The organism is Nocardia sp. Root136 (genome assembly GCF_001427185.1).
Classification (GTDB): domain Bacteria; phylum Actinomycetota; class Actinomycetes; order Mycobacteriales; family Mycobacteriaceae; genus Nocardia; species Nocardia salmonicida.
This window is the reverse complement of record NZ_LMFE01000001.1, coordinates 195,590-213,407: the sequence shown is the minus strand read 5'-3', so window position 1 is coordinate 213,407 and position 17,818 is coordinate 195,590. Positions and strand designations below refer to the sequence as shown.

The 17,818-nt window shown below is 68.3% G+C and carries 20 protein-coding genes; 11 read left to right on the top strand and 9 right to left on the bottom strand.

Features of this window, described 5'->3' with window-relative positions:
- The first annotated feature begins 6 nt into the window (after window positions 1-6).
- Both ASD42_RS01030 and ASD42_RS01025 read left to right on the top strand, forming a co-directional pair.
- Window positions 7-843 carry a mycofactocin-coupled SDR family oxidoreductase gene (locus ASD42_RS01030; RefSeq protein WP_056809239.1) on the top strand — a complete coding sequence of 279 codons (837 nt, stop codon included), beginning with the start codon at window positions 7-9 and terminating at the stop codon, window positions 841-843.
- 67 nt (window positions 844-910) lie between these two features.
- Window positions 911-1,105, top strand: a complete 195-nt coding sequence (locus tag ASD42_RS01025; RefSeq protein ID WP_056809238.1) for a ferredoxin — start codon at window positions 911-913, stop codon at window positions 1,103-1,105.
- A gap of 6 nt (window positions 1,106-1,111) precedes the next feature.
- Here ASD42_RS01025 and ASD42_RS01020 read toward each other — a convergent pair whose 3' ends face one another.
- Window positions 1,112-1,336 (bottom strand): hypothetical protein, encoded by a 225-nt coding sequence (locus ASD42_RS01020; RefSeq protein ID WP_056809236.1) that lies wholly within the window; start codon window positions 1,334-1,336, stop codon window positions 1,112-1,114.
- A gap of 17 nt (window positions 1,337-1,353) precedes the next feature.
- Window positions 1,354-2,184, bottom strand: a complete 831-nt coding sequence (locus ASD42_RS01015) for an SDR family oxidoreductase (protein ID WP_056809234.1) — start codon at window positions 2,182-2,184, stop codon at window positions 1,354-1,356.
- A gap of 95 nt (window positions 2,185-2,279) precedes the next feature.
- Between ASD42_RS01015 and ASD42_RS01010 the strand changes: the two genes are divergently transcribed.
- The 4 genes from ASD42_RS01010 to ASD42_RS00995 all read left to right on the top strand — a co-directional run bounded on the left by ASD42_RS01010 (window position 2,280) and on the right by ASD42_RS00995 (window position 6,375).
- Window positions 2,280-3,857: a methylmalonyl-CoA mutase family protein gene (locus tag ASD42_RS01010; protein WP_056809232.1), complete on the top strand. Its 1,578-nt coding sequence runs from the start codon at window positions 2,280-2,282 to the stop codon at window positions 3,855-3,857.
- Complete coding sequence (locus ASD42_RS01005) at window positions 3,857-4,258, top strand: cobalamin B12-binding domain-containing protein (RefSeq protein WP_056809230.1); 402 nt, start codon at window positions 3,857-3,859, stop codon at window positions 4,256-4,258. The genes ASD42_RS01010 and ASD42_RS01005 overlap by 1 nt, the downstream gene beginning before the upstream one ends.
- 69 nt (window positions 4,259-4,327) lie before the next feature.
- Complete coding sequence (locus ASD42_RS01000; RefSeq protein WP_056809228.1) at window positions 4,328-5,284, top strand: LLM class F420-dependent oxidoreductase; 957 nt, start codon at window positions 4,328-4,330, stop codon at window positions 5,282-5,284.
- Between the two features lie 68 nt (window positions 5,285-5,352).
- Entirely contained in the window at window positions 5,353-6,375 is a 1,023-nt protein-coding gene (locus ASD42_RS00995; protein WP_255284399.1) for a CaiB/BaiF CoA transferase family protein, read from the top strand.
- Window positions 6,376-6,455: 80 nt separating this feature from the next.
- Here the strand turns inward: ASD42_RS00995 and ASD42_RS00990 are convergent, their stop codons facing one another.
- The gene (locus ASD42_RS00990) at window positions 6,456-7,490 is read right to left on the bottom strand and encodes a ferredoxin--NADP reductase (protein WP_056809226.1); all 1,035 of its coding nucleotides are present in this window, start codon (window positions 7,488-7,490) and stop codon (window positions 6,456-6,458) included.
- A 95-nt stretch (window positions 7,491-7,585) separates the two neighbouring features.
- On the opposite strand from ASD42_RS00990, the gene ASD42_RS00985 reads away from it, so the two are divergent.
- Genes ASD42_RS00985 through meaB form a run of 5 tightly spaced genes read left to right on the top strand, consistent with a single transcriptional unit; the run spans window position 7,586 to window position 12,653 of the window.
- The gene (locus ASD42_RS00985; protein ID WP_056809224.1) at window positions 7,586-8,989 is read left to right on the top strand and encodes a class I adenylate-forming enzyme family protein; all 1,404 of its coding nucleotides are present in this window, start codon (window positions 7,586-7,588) and stop codon (window positions 8,987-8,989) included.
- Window positions 8,967-9,869: an acyl-CoA dehydrogenase family protein gene (locus tag ASD42_RS00980; protein ID WP_056809222.1), complete on the top strand. Its 903-nt coding sequence runs from the start codon at window positions 8,967-8,969 to the stop codon at window positions 9,867-9,869. Before ASD42_RS00985 ends, ASD42_RS00980 begins: the two co-directional genes overlap by 23 nt.
- Window positions 9,856-10,944 (top strand): acyl-CoA dehydrogenase family protein, encoded by a 1,089-nt coding sequence (locus ASD42_RS00975; RefSeq protein WP_056809220.1) that lies wholly within the window; start codon window positions 9,856-9,858, stop codon window positions 10,942-10,944. Before ASD42_RS00980 ends, ASD42_RS00975 begins: the two co-directional genes overlap by 14 nt.
- A gap of 2 nt (window positions 10,945-10,946) precedes the next feature.
- The gene (locus ASD42_RS00970; protein ID WP_056809218.1) at window positions 10,947-11,714 is read left to right on the top strand and encodes an enoyl-CoA hydratase/isomerase family protein; all 768 of its coding nucleotides are present in this window, start codon (window positions 10,947-10,949) and stop codon (window positions 11,712-11,714) included.
- 27 nt (window positions 11,715-11,741) lie between these two features.
- Window positions 11,742-12,653 carry a methylmalonyl Co-A mutase-associated GTPase MeaB gene (gene meaB, locus ASD42_RS00965; RefSeq protein WP_056815084.1) on the top strand — a complete coding sequence of 304 codons (912 nt, stop codon included), beginning with the start codon at window positions 11,742-11,744 and terminating at the stop codon, window positions 12,651-12,653.
- Window positions 12,654-12,681: 28 nt separating this feature from the next.
- On the opposite strand, the gene ASD42_RS00960 is transcribed toward meaB, so the two are convergent.
- Genes ASD42_RS00960 through ASD42_RS00935 form a run of 6 tightly spaced genes read right to left on the bottom strand, consistent with a single transcriptional unit; the run spans window position 12,682 to window position 17,816 of the window.
- Window positions 12,682-13,617 carry an acyl-CoA thioesterase gene (locus tag ASD42_RS00960; protein WP_082843949.1) on the bottom strand — a complete coding sequence of 312 codons (936 nt, stop codon included), beginning with the start codon at window positions 13,615-13,617 and terminating at the stop codon, window positions 12,682-12,684.
- A 36-nt stretch (window positions 13,618-13,653) separates the two neighbouring features.
- Complete coding sequence (locus ASD42_RS00955) at window positions 13,654-14,313, bottom strand: TetR/AcrR family transcriptional regulator (RefSeq protein WP_056809217.1); 660 nt, start codon at window positions 14,311-14,313, stop codon at window positions 13,654-13,656.
- The gene (locus ASD42_RS00950) at window positions 14,310-15,053 is read right to left on the bottom strand and encodes an acyl-CoA dehydrogenase family protein (RefSeq protein ID WP_084787090.1); all 744 of its coding nucleotides are present in this window, start codon (window positions 15,051-15,053) and stop codon (window positions 14,310-14,312) included. Before ASD42_RS00950 ends, ASD42_RS00955 begins: the two co-directional genes overlap by 4 nt.
- Window positions 15,054-15,104: 51 nt before the next feature.
- The gene (locus ASD42_RS00945) at window positions 15,105-16,205 is read right to left on the bottom strand and encodes an acyl-CoA dehydrogenase family protein (protein WP_056809213.1); all 1,101 of its coding nucleotides are present in this window, start codon (window positions 16,203-16,205) and stop codon (window positions 15,105-15,107) included.
- On the bottom strand, window positions 16,202-16,600 hold the full coding sequence (locus ASD42_RS00940; protein ID WP_396952615.1) for a nuclear transport factor 2 family protein: 399 nt from the start codon (window positions 16,598-16,600) through the stop codon (window positions 16,202-16,204). The genes ASD42_RS00945 and ASD42_RS00940 overlap by 4 nt, the downstream gene beginning before the upstream one ends.
- 4 nt (window positions 16,601-16,604) lie before the next feature.
- A complete protein-coding gene (locus ASD42_RS00935; protein WP_056809209.1) occupies window positions 16,605-17,816 on the bottom strand; it encodes a metal-dependent hydrolase family protein in 1,212 nt (403 codons plus the stop codon).
- Between the last annotated feature and the right edge of the window lie 2 nt (window positions 17,817-17,818).

Sequence of the window (17,818 nt, the reverse complement as noted above, 5' to 3'; positions counted from 1 at the left end):
GTAACGATGACCGGACGGGTCGAAGGCAAAGTCGCATTCATCACCGGAGCGGCGCGCGGTCAAGGCCGCAGTCACGCGGTGCGATTGGCGCAGGAAGGCGCGGACATCATCGCCATCGATGTCTGCAAACAACTCGACAACGTGCCGTTCGCGATGTCGACCCCGGAGGATCTGGCGACCACCGCCGATCTCGTCCGGGGCGAGGGCAGGCGAGTGGTCACCGCCGAGGTGGACGTGCGTGACTACGACGGGCTCAAAGCTGCGGTCGACGGGGCGGTCGCCGAACTCGGGCGGCTCGACATCATCGTCGCCAACGCCGGGATCGGCAACGAGGGCGGCGCGCTGATCGACCTGCAGGAGAACCTGTGGGACGACATGATCGACGTCAACCTGGGCGGGGTCTGGAAGTCGGTGAAAGCCGCTGTCCCGCATATGATCGCCGGTGAACGTGGCGGTTCGGTGATCCTGACGAGTTCGGTGGGTGGGCTCAAGGCCTACCCCAACATCGGCCATTACGTCGCTGCCAAGCACGGTGTGGTCGGGCTCATGCGGACCTTCGCGGTGGAATTGGCGCAGCACTCCATTCGCGTCAACTCGGTGCACCCCACGCATGTGAACACGCCGATGGTGATGAACGAGGGCACCTACAAGCTGTTCCGTCCCGATCTGGAGAGCCCGGGCCCCGCCGACCTCGAGCCGATCGCCAGGATGTTCCACGTGCTGCCGGTGGCCTGGATCGAGCCCGAGGATGTCAGCAACGCGGTGCTGTACTTGGCCTCGGACGAGGCTCGCTTCGTCACCGGTGTGCCCCTGCCGATCGACGCGGGCGGAATGCTCAAGTAGTCACCCCGGCCGCGCCGACCGCGGTGGTCGGCGCGGCCCCGAGAAACAACGAAGACGGAGAACGGTCATGAGGGTGTCGGTCGACGGGACCAAATGTGAAGGCCATGCCCTGTGCGCGGGTATCGCACCGACGGTGTTCGAGGTGAACGACGAGGATCTGGCCGTGGTGGTAGACGAGAACCCCGGTAGTGCAACACAATCCGAGGTTCGCTCGGCGGCGTCGGCTTGCCCGACGATGGCGATCGTGTTGCGCGAGAGCTAGATCCGCTCAGGCGGCAGTGTCGTCTGCGACCGCGCCACCGGTCATGGTGGTGCGGGTCGCGGGCCCGGACCACCCGCACGGCAGCTCACACGTCGCCACGACGAGGCGTTCGACGCGACCGTCGAGCGACTTGCGCACCATCTCCGCCGCACCCGCGGGATAACCGCAGCTCTGGCACTTTCCGTAGTAGTCGAGGATCGGTCGGACGCTGATGTGAATGGTCGGGTGCACGGTTCTCCTCCAGCCGTTCAGTCGAGAAAGAGGTCGAGTGTCGGAGTAGCGCCACCGCCGTAACCGGACAGGTCCTCGACTCCGGACGCGGTGAGTACCTCCGCGTCGATGTAGCAGTTCCCGCTGGTCTCGCGGGCAGGCCGGGACAGGATCTCGATCGCGGCGTCGGCCATGATCTCGGGGCTGCGCGCGGACGAGATCAGGCTTTCGCCGTCGGCCATGTTCGCGACCGCCGAGGTGGCGATATAGGTCTGGGGCCATAGGCAATTCGCCGCGATGCCCGCGTCGGCGAACTCGGCTGCCCAGCCGAGCGAGAGCAGGGTCATCCCGTATTTGGACAGTGTGTAAGCGGGGTGGGCGCCGAGCCAGTACGGGTTCATATTCACCGGCGGTGACACGGTGAGGATGTGCGGGTTCGCCGAAGCGCGCAGGTACGGCAGGCAAGCTTTGGTCAGCAGGAACGTGCCGCGCAGATTGATCTGCTGCATCAGGTCGAATTTCTTGGCCGAGAGGCTCTCGGTCGGTTCGACGCCGATCGCGCTGGCGTTGTTCACGCAGATATCGATGCCGCCGAATCGCTCGACGGCCAGGTCGACGGCGCGCTGCACGTCGGCTTCGTTGCGCACATCGCCGACTACGGCGACAGCCTTTCCGCCCGCGGCCTCCACCTCGGCCACGGCGGTGTGCACGGTGCCGGGTAGCCGCGGGTGCGGCTGCGAGGTCTTGGCCAGCAGAACCAGATTGGCGCCTTGTCTCGCGGCGGCCAGCGCGATCGCAAGACCGATCCCGCGGGAGCCGCCGGAGATGACCAGTGTGCGGTCGGTGAGTACGGCGTTCTCGCTGGACATCGGTCTCCTCAGTGCTGGGTGATTCCGCTGATTGACGCAGCGTTCCTCCTCGATGGTATTGGCATTCTCATTTTTTGCAAGTACCGTATTCACTGATGAACGATCCGATACAGACCTCGTCCGGCATCCCGCTCTCGCCGGTCTACGGACCGGCGGACCGAGCTGCCGAACCGCCCGCACCGGGCGGCTACCCCTTCACGCGCGGCAACTTCGCCTCCGGTTACCGGGGGCGGCTGTGGACGTTTCGCCAGTACTCCGGATTCGGCACGGCGGAAGAGTCCAATCGTCGCTACCGCTACCTCCTCGACCAGGGCGGAACCGGATTGTCGGTCGCCCTGGATCTACCGACCCAATGTGGTTACGACTCCGACGATCCGGAGGTGACCGAGGAGGTCGGTCGAGTCGGCGTCGCGGTGGACACCCTCGCCGACGCCGAAGTCCTCTTCGACGGCATGCCGCTGGACAAGATCAGCACCAGCTTCACGATCAACGGCACCGCCGCGATCTTGCTGGCGTTCTATGTGGCGGCGGCCGAGAAGAAGGGCGTGCCCCGCGAAAAGCTCACCGGCACGATCCAGAACGACATTCTCAAGGAGTACGCCTCGCGCGGCACCTGGATCTGGCCGCCGGAACCGTCGCTGCGGCTGATCGCCGACACCATCGAATTCTGTGCTGCCGAGGTGCCGAGGTTCAACGCGATCTCGGTGGCGGGCGCGCACTTTCGCGACGCGGGCGCCAACGCCGTGCAGGAGATGGCGTTCACCCTCGCCGACGGTGTCACCTACTGCGACACCGTGCTCGAACGCGGCCGGATGACGATCGACCAGTTCGCCCCGCAGATTTCCTTCTTCTTCTACACCCACGGTGACTTCTTCGAGGAGATCGCCAAATACCGTGCGGGACGCAGACGGTGGGCCACGATCGTGCGCGAGCGCTACGGGGCCACCACTGACAAGGCGTCGATGTTCCGCTTCGGGTGCGTCGCCGGCGGTGCCTCGCTGTACGCGCCGCAGGCGCAGAACAACCTGGTCCGGGTGGCCTACGAGTCGATGGCCTCGGTGCTGGGCGGGGTGCAGTCGATGTTCACCGCGGCCTGGGACGAGCCCTTCGCGCTGCCGAGCGAGGAGTCCGCCACGCTCGCACTGCGCACCCAGCAGATCCTCGCCTACGAAACCGGGGTCACCCGGGTCGCCGACCCGCTGGGCGGTTCCTACTTCGTCGAGGCGCTCACCGACGCGACCGAGGCTCGCATCATCGAGATCATGGACGATCTCGAGCGGCACGGCGGCATGGTCCGTTCGATCGAGGACGGCTACCTCCAGGGTCTGATCGCCGATGAGGCCTACCAACTCCACAAAGACGTCGAGGCGGGCACCAAGCCGGTTGTCGGGGTGAACCGGTTCGTCTCCGACGAGCCCGCACCCGAGATCGCGACCTACGAACTCGATGCGGAAGGCCGTGACCTGCAGCTGAAACGGCTCGCCAGGGTCAAGGCCGAACGCGATGCCGTGGCCGTCCGGTCCTGTCTCACCGCCTTGTCCACGGCCGCCGAAGGAAACGAGAATCTGATGCACTACCTGATCGAGTGCGCGAACGCGTACTGCACGGTGGGGGAGATGACCGCCGCGCTCAAGAGCGTGTGGGGCGAGTTCCAGCAGCCGGTGGTGTTCTGATGACCGCGCGCGTGCTGGTCGCCAAACCCGGCCTCGACGGCCATGATCGCGGGGCCAAGATCGTCGCCCGTGCACTGCGCGACGCCGGGTTCGAAGTGGTCTTCACCGGCATCCGTCAACGCATCGAGGACATCGTTTCGATCGCGCTGCAGGAGGATGTCGCCGTCGTGGGGCTGAGCATTCTCTCGGGTGCGCACGTGTCGCTGACCACGCGCACCGTCGAGGCGCTGCGGGCGGCCGGCGCGGGCGATATCGCCGTGATCGTCGGCGGCACCATTCCGCAGTCCGATGTCGCGCGGCTGCTCGAAGTCGGAGCGTCGGCGGTGTTCCCGACCGGCACCTCGCTCGACACCCTTGTCACCGAGATCCGGGCGCTCACGAACACCCCGTCCCCGACCTGAGGGTCGGGTCGGTCGCAGCGGCGTCGACCATCGTGGTCGCGCGAAAAGTAGTGGAAGACGGAGGAATTCGTGCGTATCGGAGTGATGATCGGGCCAGAGAAGGGTGATGCGGCCCGCAAATTGTCGCGGATGCTCGACGACATCGCGTGGGCCGAATCGGCCGGGCTGGACACCGCGTGGATACCCCAGATCCCGACCGACTTCGACGCGTTGATCACCATCGCGTTGATGGGACAGGCGACCACCCGGATCGAGTTGGGTACCGCGGTGGTGCCGCTACAGGCCCAGCACCCCATCGCCCTTGCCCGGCAGGCGCTGTCGGCGCAGGCCGCGGCCGGCGGACGGCTGGCGCTGGGTATCGGTCCCTCACACCACTGGATCGTGGCCGACATGCTCGGGCTGCCCTACGACAAGCCGGCTGCCTACACCGCAGACTACCTCGAGGTGCTCAACGCGGGATTGCGCGGGCCCGGCACGGTGGACGTCGAGAACTCGACCTTCACGGTGCACAATCCGCTCGACCTCGGGCCGGTGGCTCCGGTGCCGGTGCTGATCGCCGCGCTCGGTCCGGTGATGCTGCGCATCGCGGGCGAGCAGGCCGACGGGACCATTCTCTGGATGGCCGACGAACGTGCGGTGGGGGCCCACGTCGTCCCGCGGATCACGAAGGCGGCGGCCGAGGCGGGCCGTCCCGCGCCGCGCGTGGTCGCGGGTCTCCCGGTCTGCCTGTGTCGTCCCTCCGAAGTCGAAGAGGCCAAGGCGCGGGCGAATCGCATTCTCGGCGAAGCCGAAGTCTCACCGAACTATCAGCGTCTGCTCGAAACCGGCGACGCTCGCGACATCGGCGACATCTGCCTCGCCGGTGACGAGAGCGCCATCGCCGCGGGGCTGCGCCGGTACGGCGACGCCGGGGCCACCGATCTGTCGGTGCGACTGCTGCCGATCGGTGATACCCGTGACGAGCTGGTCGCCTCCAAACGGCGCACCAGGGAGATGATCGCCGCCCTGGCAAAGGACTTACGGTGATCGGGGCGCGGAGCGAGCGCGTCGGGTCAACGGGTGGGCGCGTCGAGCCGGGCGCGACCGAAGGGCCGCTGTCGGGCATTCGGATACTCGAGGTGGGCACCATGCTCGCCGGTCCGTACGCCACCATGATGCTCGCCGATCTCGGCGCCGAGGTCACTAAGTTGGAGCCGGCGGGCGGCGACATCTCACGGCAGGTGGGCGACAGCTATTTCGCCAGCCTCAATCGGGGAAAGCGCAGCATCAGCATCGACCTGACCACGGAGCAGGGCCAGGACCAGCTCGGCGCGCTGGTGACGAACGCGGATGCGCTGCTGGTGAATTTGAAGCCGTCGGCGATCCACCGGCTCGGCCTGACCTACGCGGCGTTGCGGCGGTGGAACGAGCGCATCGTCTGTGTGGCGATCACCGGGTTCGGCTTGGACGCCGGTGACGATCCGGCCTTCGACTATGTCATCCAGGCGGCCACCGGCATCGCGGCGCTCACCGGGGACCCGGCGGGCCCGCCGACGCTGCCCGGCTACTCCTCGGCCGACAACTCCACCGGCCTGACCGCGGCGCTGGGCCTGCTCGCGAAGATCGTGTCCGGTGTCGGCGGCCAGGTGGAGGTGTCGCTGCGCGATGTCATGCTCTCGCAACTGAACTACCACGCCTCGGCCTATCTCAACGACGGCAAGGCACCGCTGCGTCGCCCGTTCGGCGCGCATACGTATTACGTTCCCGCGCAGATCTTTCCGACGGCCGACGGGTACCTGGCGCTGTTCATCACCCATGACGGCTTCTGGCAGCGCTTCGCCGAGGAGGCGGCGGTCACGGGATTCGCCACCATGGCCGAGCGGGCGGGTCGGCGCGAGGAGGTGCTCGCCGTCGTCACCACCGCGCTCGCGGCGGACACCGCGGTGGGCTGGGAATCGCGGCTGCGACCGCTGGGTATCCCGGCGGCTGCGGTCCGGACTCTGCCCGAGGCGTTGGAGGCCACGCCGGAAGTGTTGGTACACGCGGGGCCACATCGACTGGTGGGCAGTCCGATTCGGATCGCCGGGTATGAGCCCGCGTACGGTCCGCCACCCCGCTTGGGCGAGCACAACGACTGAATACCCGCCGAACTCGGAGATTCTTGGAGCCAGGGGGAGACGGAACCCGGGACCTGGACAGGTCCCGGGTTCCGTCGTCGCTACTCGTAGCGGACGGTGGTCTCGGCCGTGTCGGGGATCGCCTGGCAGGTGAGCACATAGCCCTCGGCCACCTCGTCGTCGGTGAGCGCGTCGTTGACGCGCATCGTCGCCGAACCATGGGTGAGTACGGCCATGCAGGTCGCGCAGTTGCCCGATTCGCAGGAGAACGGCGGGGTGAGGCCGCCGCGTCGCGCGCTTTCCAGCAGCGTCTCGCCCGCATTACGCGGCACCGTCACCTTCTTGCGGCCGAGGATGACCGTGACCGTGCCCGCCGTGTCGGCGGGGGGCGCCGGTGTGGCAGGTTCCGGCTCGATCCCGGCTATCGGTTCGGCCGTGGGGATCGGTTGGGCCGCGCCGAATCGCTCGCTGTAGACGGCGCCCGGCCCCGGCAGGGCGGTCTCCACCATCGCCATGAAGGCCTCCGGCCCGCAGATGTAGCTGTCGCCCACGGTGTCGGCGCCGACGAAAGCGCGGACGGTAGCGGGATCGAGCAACCCGCTGTCGGCATCCAGATGCCGGAGCACCTCGAGCCGAGTGGGATAGCGCGCGACCAGATCGTCGAGGGTCGCGTCGAAGATCGCGGACGCCCGGTCGCGATCGACGCAGAGCAGGCGCACCCGCCGATCGGTCGTTGCCAGCGCGCTCTTGGCCAGCGAGAGGACCGGGGTGATGCCACTGCCGCCGGAGAAGCCGAGCAGTGGACGTTCGCTCTCGCGCAGACAGAATTTGCCTGCCGGCCTGCTCATCTCGACCACGTCGCCTTCGCCGAGGTTGTCGATCAGCCAGTTCGACACCCGGCCGCCGACGACCCGTTTGACCGTCGTCATGAGCTCGGCGTCGGTTTCGGGCGCGCTCGACATGGAGTACGACCGGAACAGCTCGACGCCGTCGACCCGCACCCGGAATGTGCAGAACTGGCCGGCCAGGTAGGACACCGGGCCCTCGTGTGGAGCGAGCACGAAGGTGCGGGCATCGGCTGTCTCCTTGATGATCCGGGTCACCGTCGCGCGTTGGAACAGGGGAGTTCTCGCCATGGACCGGCTCCTTCTGGTATGAAGATTCTTATGGAAAGAGAATACTATTCTCTCTTGCAATATGGGATCTTCTCAATCCCGGCCGCGGAGGCGAGATGAACGACCGGATCGCACTCAGTTTCGACGATCGGCACTACACGCTCACCGAGTTGGACGGGCTGACCGCGGGGCTGGCCGAGACCTTGACCGATCACGGTGTGCGGCAGGGGGATCGGGTGGCGCTGATGGCGTCGAACCGGCCGGAATTCGTGGTCGCGGTGCGCGCGATCTGGCTGGCGGGCGGCGCGGTGGTGCTCATCAGCCCGGCGTGGAAGCGTGGTGATGTCGAGCACGCGCTGGCTGTCACCCGGCCTGCCTTCGCCGTCGGCGACCAACCGGTGCTGGCGGAGTTGATGCCGATGCTCTCACTCGACGCACCGATCACGCCCGGCGCCGCTACCTTCCCCGTACCTGTGCCACAGGACGACGCGGTGCTCGTGTTCAGTTCGGGCACAACGGGATTGCCGAAAGCGGTCCGCCACACCCACGCGTCGTTCGCGGCCGCGGTGGAACACTGGCGGGTGGCGCTCGGCTTCACCGGCGACGACCGGATTCAGATCGCCACCCCGCCCTCGCACATCCTCGGGCTGCTCAATATCGTGCTGGCGCTGCGCACCGGTGCCTGGATGCGTCTGCATCGCCGGTTCGACCTGGACCGGATGCTGCACCACATCGAGGCCGACCGGATCACCGTGGAGATGGCGGTCGCGCCGATCGCGCTCGCGATCGCGTCCCATCCCGATCTCGAGTCCTACGACCTGTCCTCGCTGCGCTACATCATGTGGGGCGCGACGCCGGTGACACCGAGCGTCGCCGAGACCGTCACGCGCCGTACCGGAGTCGCGTGGGTGCCCGCCTACGGCGCCAGTGAGCTTCCGGTCATCGCCTGTAATCCGCTCGACGGCGCGCGCTTGGACAGCGTGGGCCGTCCGGTGGCCGGCGTCGAAGTCCGGGTGGTCTCGACGACCACCGGCGACGAAGTCGAGACCGGCGAGACGGGCGAGATCCAAGCTCGCTCTCCGTCGTCGATGGCCGGGTACCTGCCCGACGATGCGACCGAGGCGGCCTACGCCGACGGCTGGTACCGCACCGGCGATGTCGGCTATCTCGACGACGACGGTTGGTTGCGGCTGACCGACCGGCTCAAGGAGATGATCAAGGTGCGCGGTTTCCAGGTGGCGCCCGCGGAGGTGGAAGCCGTTCTGCACGGACACCCGGCGGTCGCCGACTGCGCGGTGTTCGGCGTCCCCGATCCAGCCGACGGCGAGACGATCGTCGCCGCCGTCGCGACCGCGGAACCGGTCGATGCCGAGGAACTCATCGCCCTGGTCGGCACCCGTCTCGCCTCCTACAAACGGCCGCGCCGAGTGGTGTTCGTGCCCGAAATCCCGCGCCTGCCCTCCGGCAAGGTGCTGCGCCGAGTACTGAAGGAGCGTCATGGACGTTCGTCTGACCTCTGAACAGCGGCAGCTGCGTGACGCCGCTGCCAAACTGGCCGACGACCTCGGCCCCGGCTCGGTCAACGACCTGGCCGACGAACAGCGGATCGCGCGGCTCGAGCAGACGGTCGCGAGCACCGGCTGGCGCGCCCTGCGCTCCGACGGCGCCTCCGGCGTCGAAGTGGCCATCGTCGCCGAGGAATTCGGCCGCGGACTGGTCGACGTGCCGTTCCTGGGTCCGCTCCTCGCCGACGACCTCTGGTCGCCCCCCGAATCGGTACCGCACTGGACCGTCGCCGTCGACGACCGCGCGATCGACGCGCGGGGCGCCCGGCGCGCCCTGATCGTGCGGGGCGAGTCGATGCTGGCCAGCTCGGTCGCCACCGCGTCGACCGGCGCCGATCAGACCCGGGCCGAGGCCGCGCTCACCGGCGTTCCGAAACTGCTGGGCGAACTGTCCACGGCGCAGGTCACTCAGTGGCGAGCGCTCGCGCTCGTGGCCACCTGCGCCGATCTGGTCGGCACCGCGCGCGGCGCGCACGCACTGGCCACCGATTACGCGAAAGTCCGTGCGCAATACGGCAAGACGATCGGCTCCTACCAGGCCGTCGCCCATCTGCTCGCGGAGGGTCTCGCGCTGATCGAAGGTTCGGTGAGCGTGCTGCGGCACGCGGCGTGGGCCGTGGACGCGCTCGACCCCGAGCGAGCCGTGCAGGCGGCCGTGATCGCCAAACTCTACTGCGCCAGAGCGGCACTGACCGTGTGCGAGACCGCGGTGCAGGTGCACGGCGGGATCGGCAACACCTGGGAGTGCCTGGCGCATCTGTATCTACGGCGGACGCTGACGTCCACCGAGCTGTTCCCCACGAGCCTGGAGGAGATCGACCGTGGACTTTCGTGATTCGCCGGAGGAAGCCGCGTTCCGAGAACGCCTGCGCGAGTGGCTGTCCGGTGTCGCGGGTCAGTTCCCGACCTCGGGGGACGAGTACTGGGCCAAGCAAGGTGAATGGCACCGAGCGCTGCACGAAGCCGGGTTCTTCGGGCTGTCGTGGCCGCGAGAACACGGCGGCCACGAACTGCCCCCGGTCTACGACGTCATCCTCGACGAGGAACTCGCCCTGGCCGGCGCACCGCCGCGACCCAGCCTCGGCTACCTGATCCAGGGCCTGGGCAGGCACGCGAGCAAGGAACTGCAACAGCGCTTCCTGCCCGGCATGATCGACGGGACACAGCGCTGGTGCCAGGGGTTCAGTGAACCGGACGCGGGCTCGGACCTGGCCGCGCTGCGGACCACGGCCACCCGCGACGGCGATTCCTATGTGCTCCAAGGGCACAAGATCTGGACGAGCTATTCCGATGTCGCGGACTGGTGTCTGCTGCTGGCCCGCACCGACTCCGAAGTGCCACGGCACAAGGGCATCTCGGCCTTCGTTGTGTCGATGAAGCAACCCGGCGTGCAGCAGCGACCGCTGCGGATGATGAGCGGGATCACCACCGAATTCGGGCAGGTGCACTTCGACGGCGCCCGCGTGCCCGCCGACCAGATGGTCGGATCCCCCGGTGACGGGTGGGCCCTGGCGATGACGGTGGTCGGGCACGAACGCGAGCCGTCGACGCTCGGCTACGCCGCCCGATACGGCAAGCTCGTGCGGCAAATGGCGGCCAGGACCTCGGGTCCGCTGCCCGCCGACCTGGCCTGGGCCGCGGTGCAGACCGAGATGTTGCGCCTGCACGTGCGCCGACGACTGTCCGAACAGCTCGACGGTGTCTCGCACGGGCCAGAGGGCTCGCTCGACAAATTGCTCATGACCTGGGTGGAGCAGTCGGTCGGCCACGCGGCCCTCACGGTCGGGGGCACCCGCGATCCCGAACTGCTCAGCGCCTACCTCTACAGCCGCGCGCAGAGCGTCATGGGCGGGACATCGCAGATTCAGAAGAACATCATCGCCTCGCGCATTCTCGGATTGGGAGCATGACCATGTACGACCTGCCTGCCGAAATCGACGTTCGCGCCGAGGGCCCGCTGCGGATCATCACGCTGAATCGGCCCGACGCGCTCAATGCGGTCAACGACGACCTGCACACCGGACTCGCGCACCTGTGGCCGCGACTGAGCGAGGACCGCGAGGCCCGCGTCGCGGTGCTCACCGGGAGCGGCAAAGCCTTCTCGGCGGGTGGCGACTTCGGCTATCTGGCCGAGCTGAGCCGCGACGCGGATCTACGCGCCAAGACGATCGCGCACGGTCGCGACATCGTGCTCGGCATGGCGCGCTGCCGGATTCCGGTGATCGCGGCGGTCAACGGTCCCGCCGTCGGCCTCGGCTGCAGCCTGGTCTCGCTCAGCGACATCGTCTACATCGCCGAGACCGCCTATCTCGCCGATCCGCACGTACAGGTCGGGCTCGTGGCGGCCGACGGCGGTCCGCTCACCTGGCCGTTGCACACCAGCCTGCTCTTCGCCAAGGAATTCGCGCTCACCGGCGCGCGAATCCCGGCCGCGCGGGCCAGGGAGATGGGCCTGGTCAACCACGTCGTCGCCGATCCGATGGCCGAGGCGCTGGACTGCGCGAAGCGCATTCTGGAGTTGCCCAGGCAGGCGGTGGAAAGCACCAAGCGGCTGCTCAATCTGCACCTGGAACGGGCGGTACTGGCCAGTCTCGACTACGCGACGACCGCCGAGGACCTGTCGTTCCAGACGGCGGATTTCCAGGCCACCATCGAGCGACTCACCGCGGGAAAGAAGTAGTCGGCCGAGGTGTCGGGGGAGTGGCCGATGAACAGTCCACTGTCGAACGACATCGCCGAATTGATCGCCACGGCGCGCGCGGGCTCCATCCGCGCCGCCGGGCGGCTGCTGAGTCTGGTCGAGAGCCCGCAGCGCGAACACGTGCTCGCACAGCTCGAGTCCGTCCCGGTGCGGGTGATCGGGGTGACCGGGCCGCCGGGGGCGGGTAAGTCCACCACCATCGCGGTGCTGGTCGCGGGCTATCGCGCGCGCGGGCTGCGGGTGGCGGTGCTCGCCGTCGACCCGTCCTCGCCCTACTCCGGGGGTGCGCTCCTGGGCGACCGGATCCGAATGTCGGCGCATATCAACGACTCCGGCGTCTTGATCCGCTCGGTCGCCACCCGCGGGCACCTCGGCGGGCTCGCCGCCGCCGTGCCCGCGGCGATCCGGCTGCTCGGCGCGCTCGGCTACGGTCTGATCCTCTTGGAGACGGTCGGCGTCGGGCAGTCCGAGATCGAGATCGCCGCGGTCGCCGATCCGACCGTCGTCATTCTCAATCCCGGTGCGGGCGACGCGATTCAGGCCGCCAAGGCCGGTCTGCTCGAGGTCGCCGACATCCTGGTCGTGAACAAGGCCGACCGCGCCGGCGCCGCGCAGACCGCGCGGGAACTGCACATCGAGACCGGGCTGCCGATCCTGACGCTGGTCGCCTCTCGCGGCACCGGAGTCGAGGAGCTGATCGAGGCGATCGAGACGCACCATCGGGCCGATACCCCGGCGCGTGGCGCTGCCCGCGCCCGGGCGCAGATCCTGTCGCTGGCGCAGTCGCGGCTGCGCGGTCACTCCGGTCTGGCCGACCTCGCCGCCGCCGTGGCCGCCGGTCACCGTGACCCCTACACCGCGGCGGAACAGTTGCTGGCCGAGGCGAGCGCGGTCCCGGCCGTCGACCCGTCGCGGTGAGGATGCTCGCCGCGACGGGTCGGGGTGCTCACCCGCGCTGCGCTGCCGGTTCCGCCGAGGCAGCCTGTGCCGAAACCGACTGGGCCGCATCGGAATCGAACCGCACGAGCGCTTCCTGCGCGAACGAGGCGACGAGTTGACCCGCCGCGGTGAGTACGTCACCACGGCCGAAGCACCGTCCATGCGCCACCACTGGACTGTGCTGGCGCAGCAGCAGCCAGTCGTCGGTGCGGAACGGGCGATGGAACCACAGGGTGTGCGCGGTGACGGCGGAGGTGAACGCGGTGCCGTTGCCCCGCTGGCTCACCCCGTCGAACGGACGCAGCGCGGTGCCGATGAGGTTCAGATCGGTGGCGTAGGCGGTCAGCGCGGGGGCGAGTTCGGGGCCTACCGTCGGGGTGCGCATCCAGAACTCGTACTCGGGCATGGCGGCAGCGGTGGAGTTCAGATCGTCGAACGCGCGGGTTTCCCAGGGCAGCAGGTCGAAGGTGACCCGGTACTCGGGAGCGAGGAGCGCGGCGACGTCCTCGATGTGCTGCGTCTGTGGGCCGTCCTCGGCGACGTGCATCGACACCGCGGCGCTGGCGACCACCCGCGCGGATTGCCTGGCCAGGATCGACAGCGTGGCGAAGGACCGTCCCCGGTGCTGGCAGGAGACCTCGTACCGGACCGGCTCGTCGTAGCTGCCCTCCCTGGCGAACAAGGTGTGGACGGACTTGACCTGCTTGTCCGGACAGGCGAGTTCGGCTGCCCGGACGAACTGCCCGAGGATCTGGCCGCCGAAGAGCCTGCGGTAGTTCAACGGCAGATTGGGACCTTCGAACGCGGTCGGCGGCTCACCGGGAACCGTGGTGCCGGGGGCGTTTTCAGGTGCGACGGTGCCTTCGGTTGCGGCGGTGTTCCCGGTGTGCGGTGACACGCGGAGATCGAGGCTCGCGAGCAGGTTGTTCCAAAGATCGGCCATGCCCGAATTGTAATTCATCCTCTACCTCTATGAGAATTATATTCTCAGCGCGCCGGTGACGCCGGACGCGCAGAAATCCCAGACTTCCTCGGCGGTGACCGGGCGCATCGTCGAATCATCCTGGGCGCCACTGGACTGGGCGGTGAACATGACGGTCTGCATCGTCATGGCGGCGACCCGGCGTGGATTCAGACCGGGCCGCAGCGTGCCCGCCGACGCCGCGTCGGTCACCAGATCGACGAACAGTGACAACAGCGGCGCGTGCGCGACTTTCACGTGGGCGGGATGAGTGACCAGCAGTCGCGGTGCGAAATCGGTGAACAATGGGTGGCGGTCGCTCGGGTCGGAGCGGCACAGCGAGAACAGCAGCCGCACCGCGACCCCGAGTCGCGCCAAAGGGTCGGCCTCGGCCGCGGCAGCGTCGCGGATCTGCTCGGCCGTGCGCAGCAGCGCGTCTTCGAAGAGCGCGAGCAGCAGCTCGTGCTTGCCGTCGAATTGCAGGTAGAAACTACGCAGCGACTGACGTGACCGCTCGACCACTTCCTGCACGGTGAAGTCAGTACTGCCGTTCTCGGAGATGATCGCCTGTGCCGCGTCGAGGAAACGTTGTACCCGCTGCTCGGCCCGCTGCCGGGTGGACTTGATCGAGCGTTCCACCGCACGTTGTTTCCAGGCGGGCTCCACGCGCTCACTCATAGCTGCACCAGTCGTGCGGCCGAACCCGCGGCACGCACGGTCGCGCCCGCCTCGCGGATGAGTTCGCGCGAACTGCCGAGCAAACCGTCGAGGATCAGGACCCGCCGGATGTGGCGATGCAGATCGTGTTCCGCGGTGAAGCCGATGCCGCCGAGGGTCTGCTGGCAGTGCCGGGCGGTCGTCAGCGCGGCCCGGCCCGCGGCGGCTTTGGCGAGCAGGCACCCGAGGTCGTCGGCGGCGGCCACGAGAGTCGCTTCGGCGCCTTCGACGGCGACCAGGGTCTCGGCGAGTCGGTGCCGGATGGCCTGGAACGAGGCCACCGGACGACCGAACTGGACCCGGTCGACGGCATGGGTGCGGGCAAGGGTGAGCATCGCCCGGCTCGCGCCGGTCAGCCACCAGCCCAGCGCCCGACGGCCCGCGGCGAGTGGGATCTCGGCGCCCGTCGATAGCTGTCGGATGGGCAGGTCGGCGTCGAGGAGCTCGGAGTCCGGAAGGGATGAGCCGTTGTGTTCCCACTGGACCCAGGTGCCCCCGGCGAAGGGGAGGGGGACGGGCCCGTCGGCAGGCCGACCGGCGGCGGCATGGATGACGTCGTTGAGCAGCGGTGCGTGCGAACCGGTCTCACCGAGCAGCCGAAAGACCAGGGGCACAGTGGAATCAGGTGCTTCGACGAGCATGTCGTGCCAACCCAGGTCGGTGAGCGCGGTGTAGAGATCCGCACCCGAGGCGTCCCGCATCGTCTTGCGCAATGTCTGAGCCAGCAGGTCGAGTTCGGCAGCATCCACGGTTTACTCTTTCCCCAGGTCGAGCAGTCGGCGCGCGATGATGTTGCGCTGGATCTCGGCGGTGCCGCCGTAGATCGTCGCGGCGCGCGAGTACAGGTATTCCGCGCGCAACGGCGAATCGGCGAGCTCGATGACACCGGGCGACAGGTCGCGGATGGTGTCGAACAACTGCTGCTCGGCGGTGGCGAGCAGCACCTTGTCGATGGAGGTCTCCGGCCCGAGTTTGCCGCCCGCGGCGAGGCGCTCCTGCGTCGCCAGCGACCGGCAGCGGATGGTGTGCAGAGCGAGGTAGGCGGCACCGAGGTCGGCGTCGTCGCCGCCCGCGTCGCCGCCGGGGGTCTGGGCGAGCAGTTGGTCGAAACGCGTGTAGAGATAGGCGATTCGGTGCCAGAAACAGGTGGAGCGTTCGTGCGGGAGCAGATCCATCGCGACCCGCCAACCGTCGCCCGGTCGGCCGAGCATGCGGTCGGCCGGAACGACGACATCGTCGAAGTAGACCTCGGCGAACTCGTCGATGCCGTGCATCGTCCGCAACGGCCGCACGGTGATGCCAGGGGAGTCCATGTCGACGAAGAAGGCGGTGATCCCGTCGTGGCCGATTCCGGTGCGGGTCAACAGGACACAACGCGCCGAGTACTGGGCCAGGCTGGTCCACACCTTCTGCCCCGAGACCACCCAGTGGTCACCGCGGAGTTCGGCCTTGGTGCTCAGTGAGGCGAGATCGCTGCCGGAGCCGGGTTCGGAGAACCCCTGGCACCACTGCTCACGACCGCTGAGCAGTAGCGGCACCATCTGCGCCGCCAATTGCGGTGTGGCGTAGGAGATCATCGTCGGCGCGAGCACCTCGATCATCGAATAGATGCCGGGCTCGGCGAGGTCGCGGGTGGCGACCTCTTCGCCGAGGATCGCGCGCAGCACCGCGGGCCCGCCGAGGCCACCTACCTCGGCGGGCCAGCCGTACCGCATCCAGTCCGCGTCGTAGAGCGCGCGCCGGACTCTGGCCAGTTGCGCGACCTGCGCGTCGAGCGAGTGGTCCGGGCCTGCGGACAGGTCGTTGTCATCGAGCCAGGACCGCAGGCCGGCCCGAAAGTCGGTGCGGTTCACGCACTCGGTCGTTCGAAGGCGTGCGGGCGGCCGGAATCGTGGTCGCCGTTGCGACGGATGAAGGTCATGGCCCTGGTGCGCAGCCGCCAGCCCTCGTCGGTGCGCGCGTAGGTGTCGCTGTAGTAGCCGATGCGCATGTCGTGGGTCGACTGGTCGATGAAGCACAGCGGCTGGGTGCCGCTGGCGGTGTCGCCGTCGAGCTCGAGCGCCGGAGTTCCGGTGAGGAACAACCCCTTCGGCGCGGCGGCGACGAGATCGGGGAACTCGTCGAGCGGATAGGTGTCGCCGAAGGCGCTGTAGTTGCCGTCGGGGGTGAACACCGAGATCAGGCCCTCGATATCACCTTTGGTAATGGTGACCGCGTACCGTGCGAGCAGCTGTTCGAGCTCGATCACGTCGTCATTTCTGGACAAAGACTTTTCCGCCTTTCATCACGAACCGCACCCGTTGGGTGACGGTGATGTCCTGGAGTGGGTCGCCGGGGACCGCGATGATGTCGGCGAGCAGTCCCTCGGCCAGTCGGCCGCGGTCGGTGACATCGATCAGCTCGGCGGCCGTGAGGGTCGCGGCGCGCAGCACGGCCAACGGGCTCATGCCACGGTCGACGAGCGCGACCAGCTCGTCGGCGTTGCGGCCGTGCGGGATCGCGGGGGCATCGGTGCCCACCGCGATCTTCACCCCGGCCTTGTAGGCCGCCAGCACCGACGTGCGGGCGAGCGGGAACATCTGGGCCGCCTTGGCCTGGAGTTCCGGTGGCGCTTTGGACACGTCCATGGCGTCGGCCAGGCGGGTGGTCGGCACCAGGTAGGTGCCGCGTTCGACCATCAGCGCGATGGCGTCGTCGTCGATCAGGAAACCGTGCTCGATGCAGTCGATTCCCGCTTCGACAGCGGCGCGCACCGCGTCGGCGCCGTGGGTGTGCGAGGCGACCCGCAGGCCGCGCCGATGCGCCTCGTCCACGATCGCCCGCAGTTCCTCGGACGAATAGTGTTGCGCCCCTGGTGCTCCGGTCAGCGACATGACCCCGCCGGAGACGCAGACCTTGATCAGCTGCGCGCCGTGCTTGATCTGGTACCGCACCGCCTTGCGCACCTCGTCGACACCGTTGGCGATGCCCTCCTCGATGCTCAGTTCCAGCACATGCGGCGCGAACGCGGCGAACATCGTCGGATCGAGATGTCCGCCGGTCGGGGTGATCGCGTGCCCGGCGGGCACGATGCGCGGGCCGTCGACCCAGCCCGCGTCGATGGCCTTGCCGAGCGCGACGTCGAGCAGATAGCCGCCGGTCTTGACGAACAATCCGAGGTTGCGCACGGTGGTGAACCCGGCCCGCAGCGTGCGGCGGGCGTTGCCCACCGCACGCAGCATCCGCAGCGGCGGATCATCCTGAACGCTGGAGGCCAGCCCGGTCTCGCCGCGCCCGCCCATCAGGAGATTGACCTCCATGTCCATCAGGCCGGGCAGCAGGACGGCGTCACCGAGGTCGATGATCTCGCCCTCGGGGGGACCGCCGACGCCGACGATCCGATCACCGTCGATCCGGATCACTCCAGGTCGGACGATCTCGCCGGTGTCGATGTCGAGGTATCCGGCGGCCAACAGCGTCAGCATGA

Coding starts and splice junctions, on each gene's coding strand:
- ASD42_RS01030 (WP_056809239.1), top strand. CDS start 7: ATGACCGGACGGGTCGAAGGCAAAGTCGCATTCATCACCGGAGCGGCG.
- ASD42_RS01025 (WP_056809238.1), top strand. CDS start 911: ATGAGGGTGTCGGTCGACGGGACCAAATGTGAAGGCCATGCCCTGTGC.
- ASD42_RS01015 (WP_056809234.1), bottom strand. CDS start 2,184: ATGTCCAGCGAGAACGCCGTACTCACCGACCGCACACTGGTCATCTCC.
- ASD42_RS01010 (WP_056809232.1), top strand. CDS start 2,280: ATGAACGATCCGATACAGACCTCGTCCGGCATCCCGCTCTCGCCGGTC.
- ASD42_RS01005 (WP_056809230.1), top strand. CDS start 3,857: ATGACCGCGCGCGTGCTGGTCGCCAAACCCGGCCTCGACGGCCATGAT.
- ASD42_RS00990 (WP_056809226.1), bottom strand. CDS start 7,490: ATGGCGAGAACTCCCCTGTTCCAACGCGCGACGGTGACCCGGATCATC.
- ASD42_RS00985 (WP_056809224.1), top strand. CDS start 7,586: ATGAACGACCGGATCGCACTCAGTTTCGACGATCGGCACTACACGCTC.
- ASD42_RS00980 (WP_056809222.1), top strand. CDS start 8,967: ATGGACGTTCGTCTGACCTCTGAACAGCGGCAGCTGCGTGACGCCGCT.
- ASD42_RS00970 (WP_056809218.1), top strand. CDS start 10,947: ATGTACGACCTGCCTGCCGAAATCGACGTTCGCGCCGAGGGCCCGCTG.
- meaB (WP_056815084.1), top strand. CDS start 11,742: ATGAACAGTCCACTGTCGAACGACATCGCCGAATTGATCGCCACGGCG.
- ASD42_RS00960 (WP_082843949.1), bottom strand. CDS start 13,617: ATGGCCGATCTTTGGAACAACCTGCTCGCGAGCCTCGATCTCCGCGTG.
- ASD42_RS00955 (WP_056809217.1), bottom strand. CDS start 14,313: ATGAGTGAGCGCGTGGAGCCCGCCTGGAAACAACGTGCGGTGGAACGC.
- ASD42_RS00950 (WP_084787090.1), bottom strand. CDS start 15,053: ATGCGGGACGCCTCGGGTGCGGATCTCTACACCGCGCTCACCGACCTG.
- ASD42_RS00935 (WP_056809209.1), bottom strand. CDS start 17,816: ATGCTGACGCTGTTGGCCGCCGGATACCTCGACATCGACACCGGCGAG.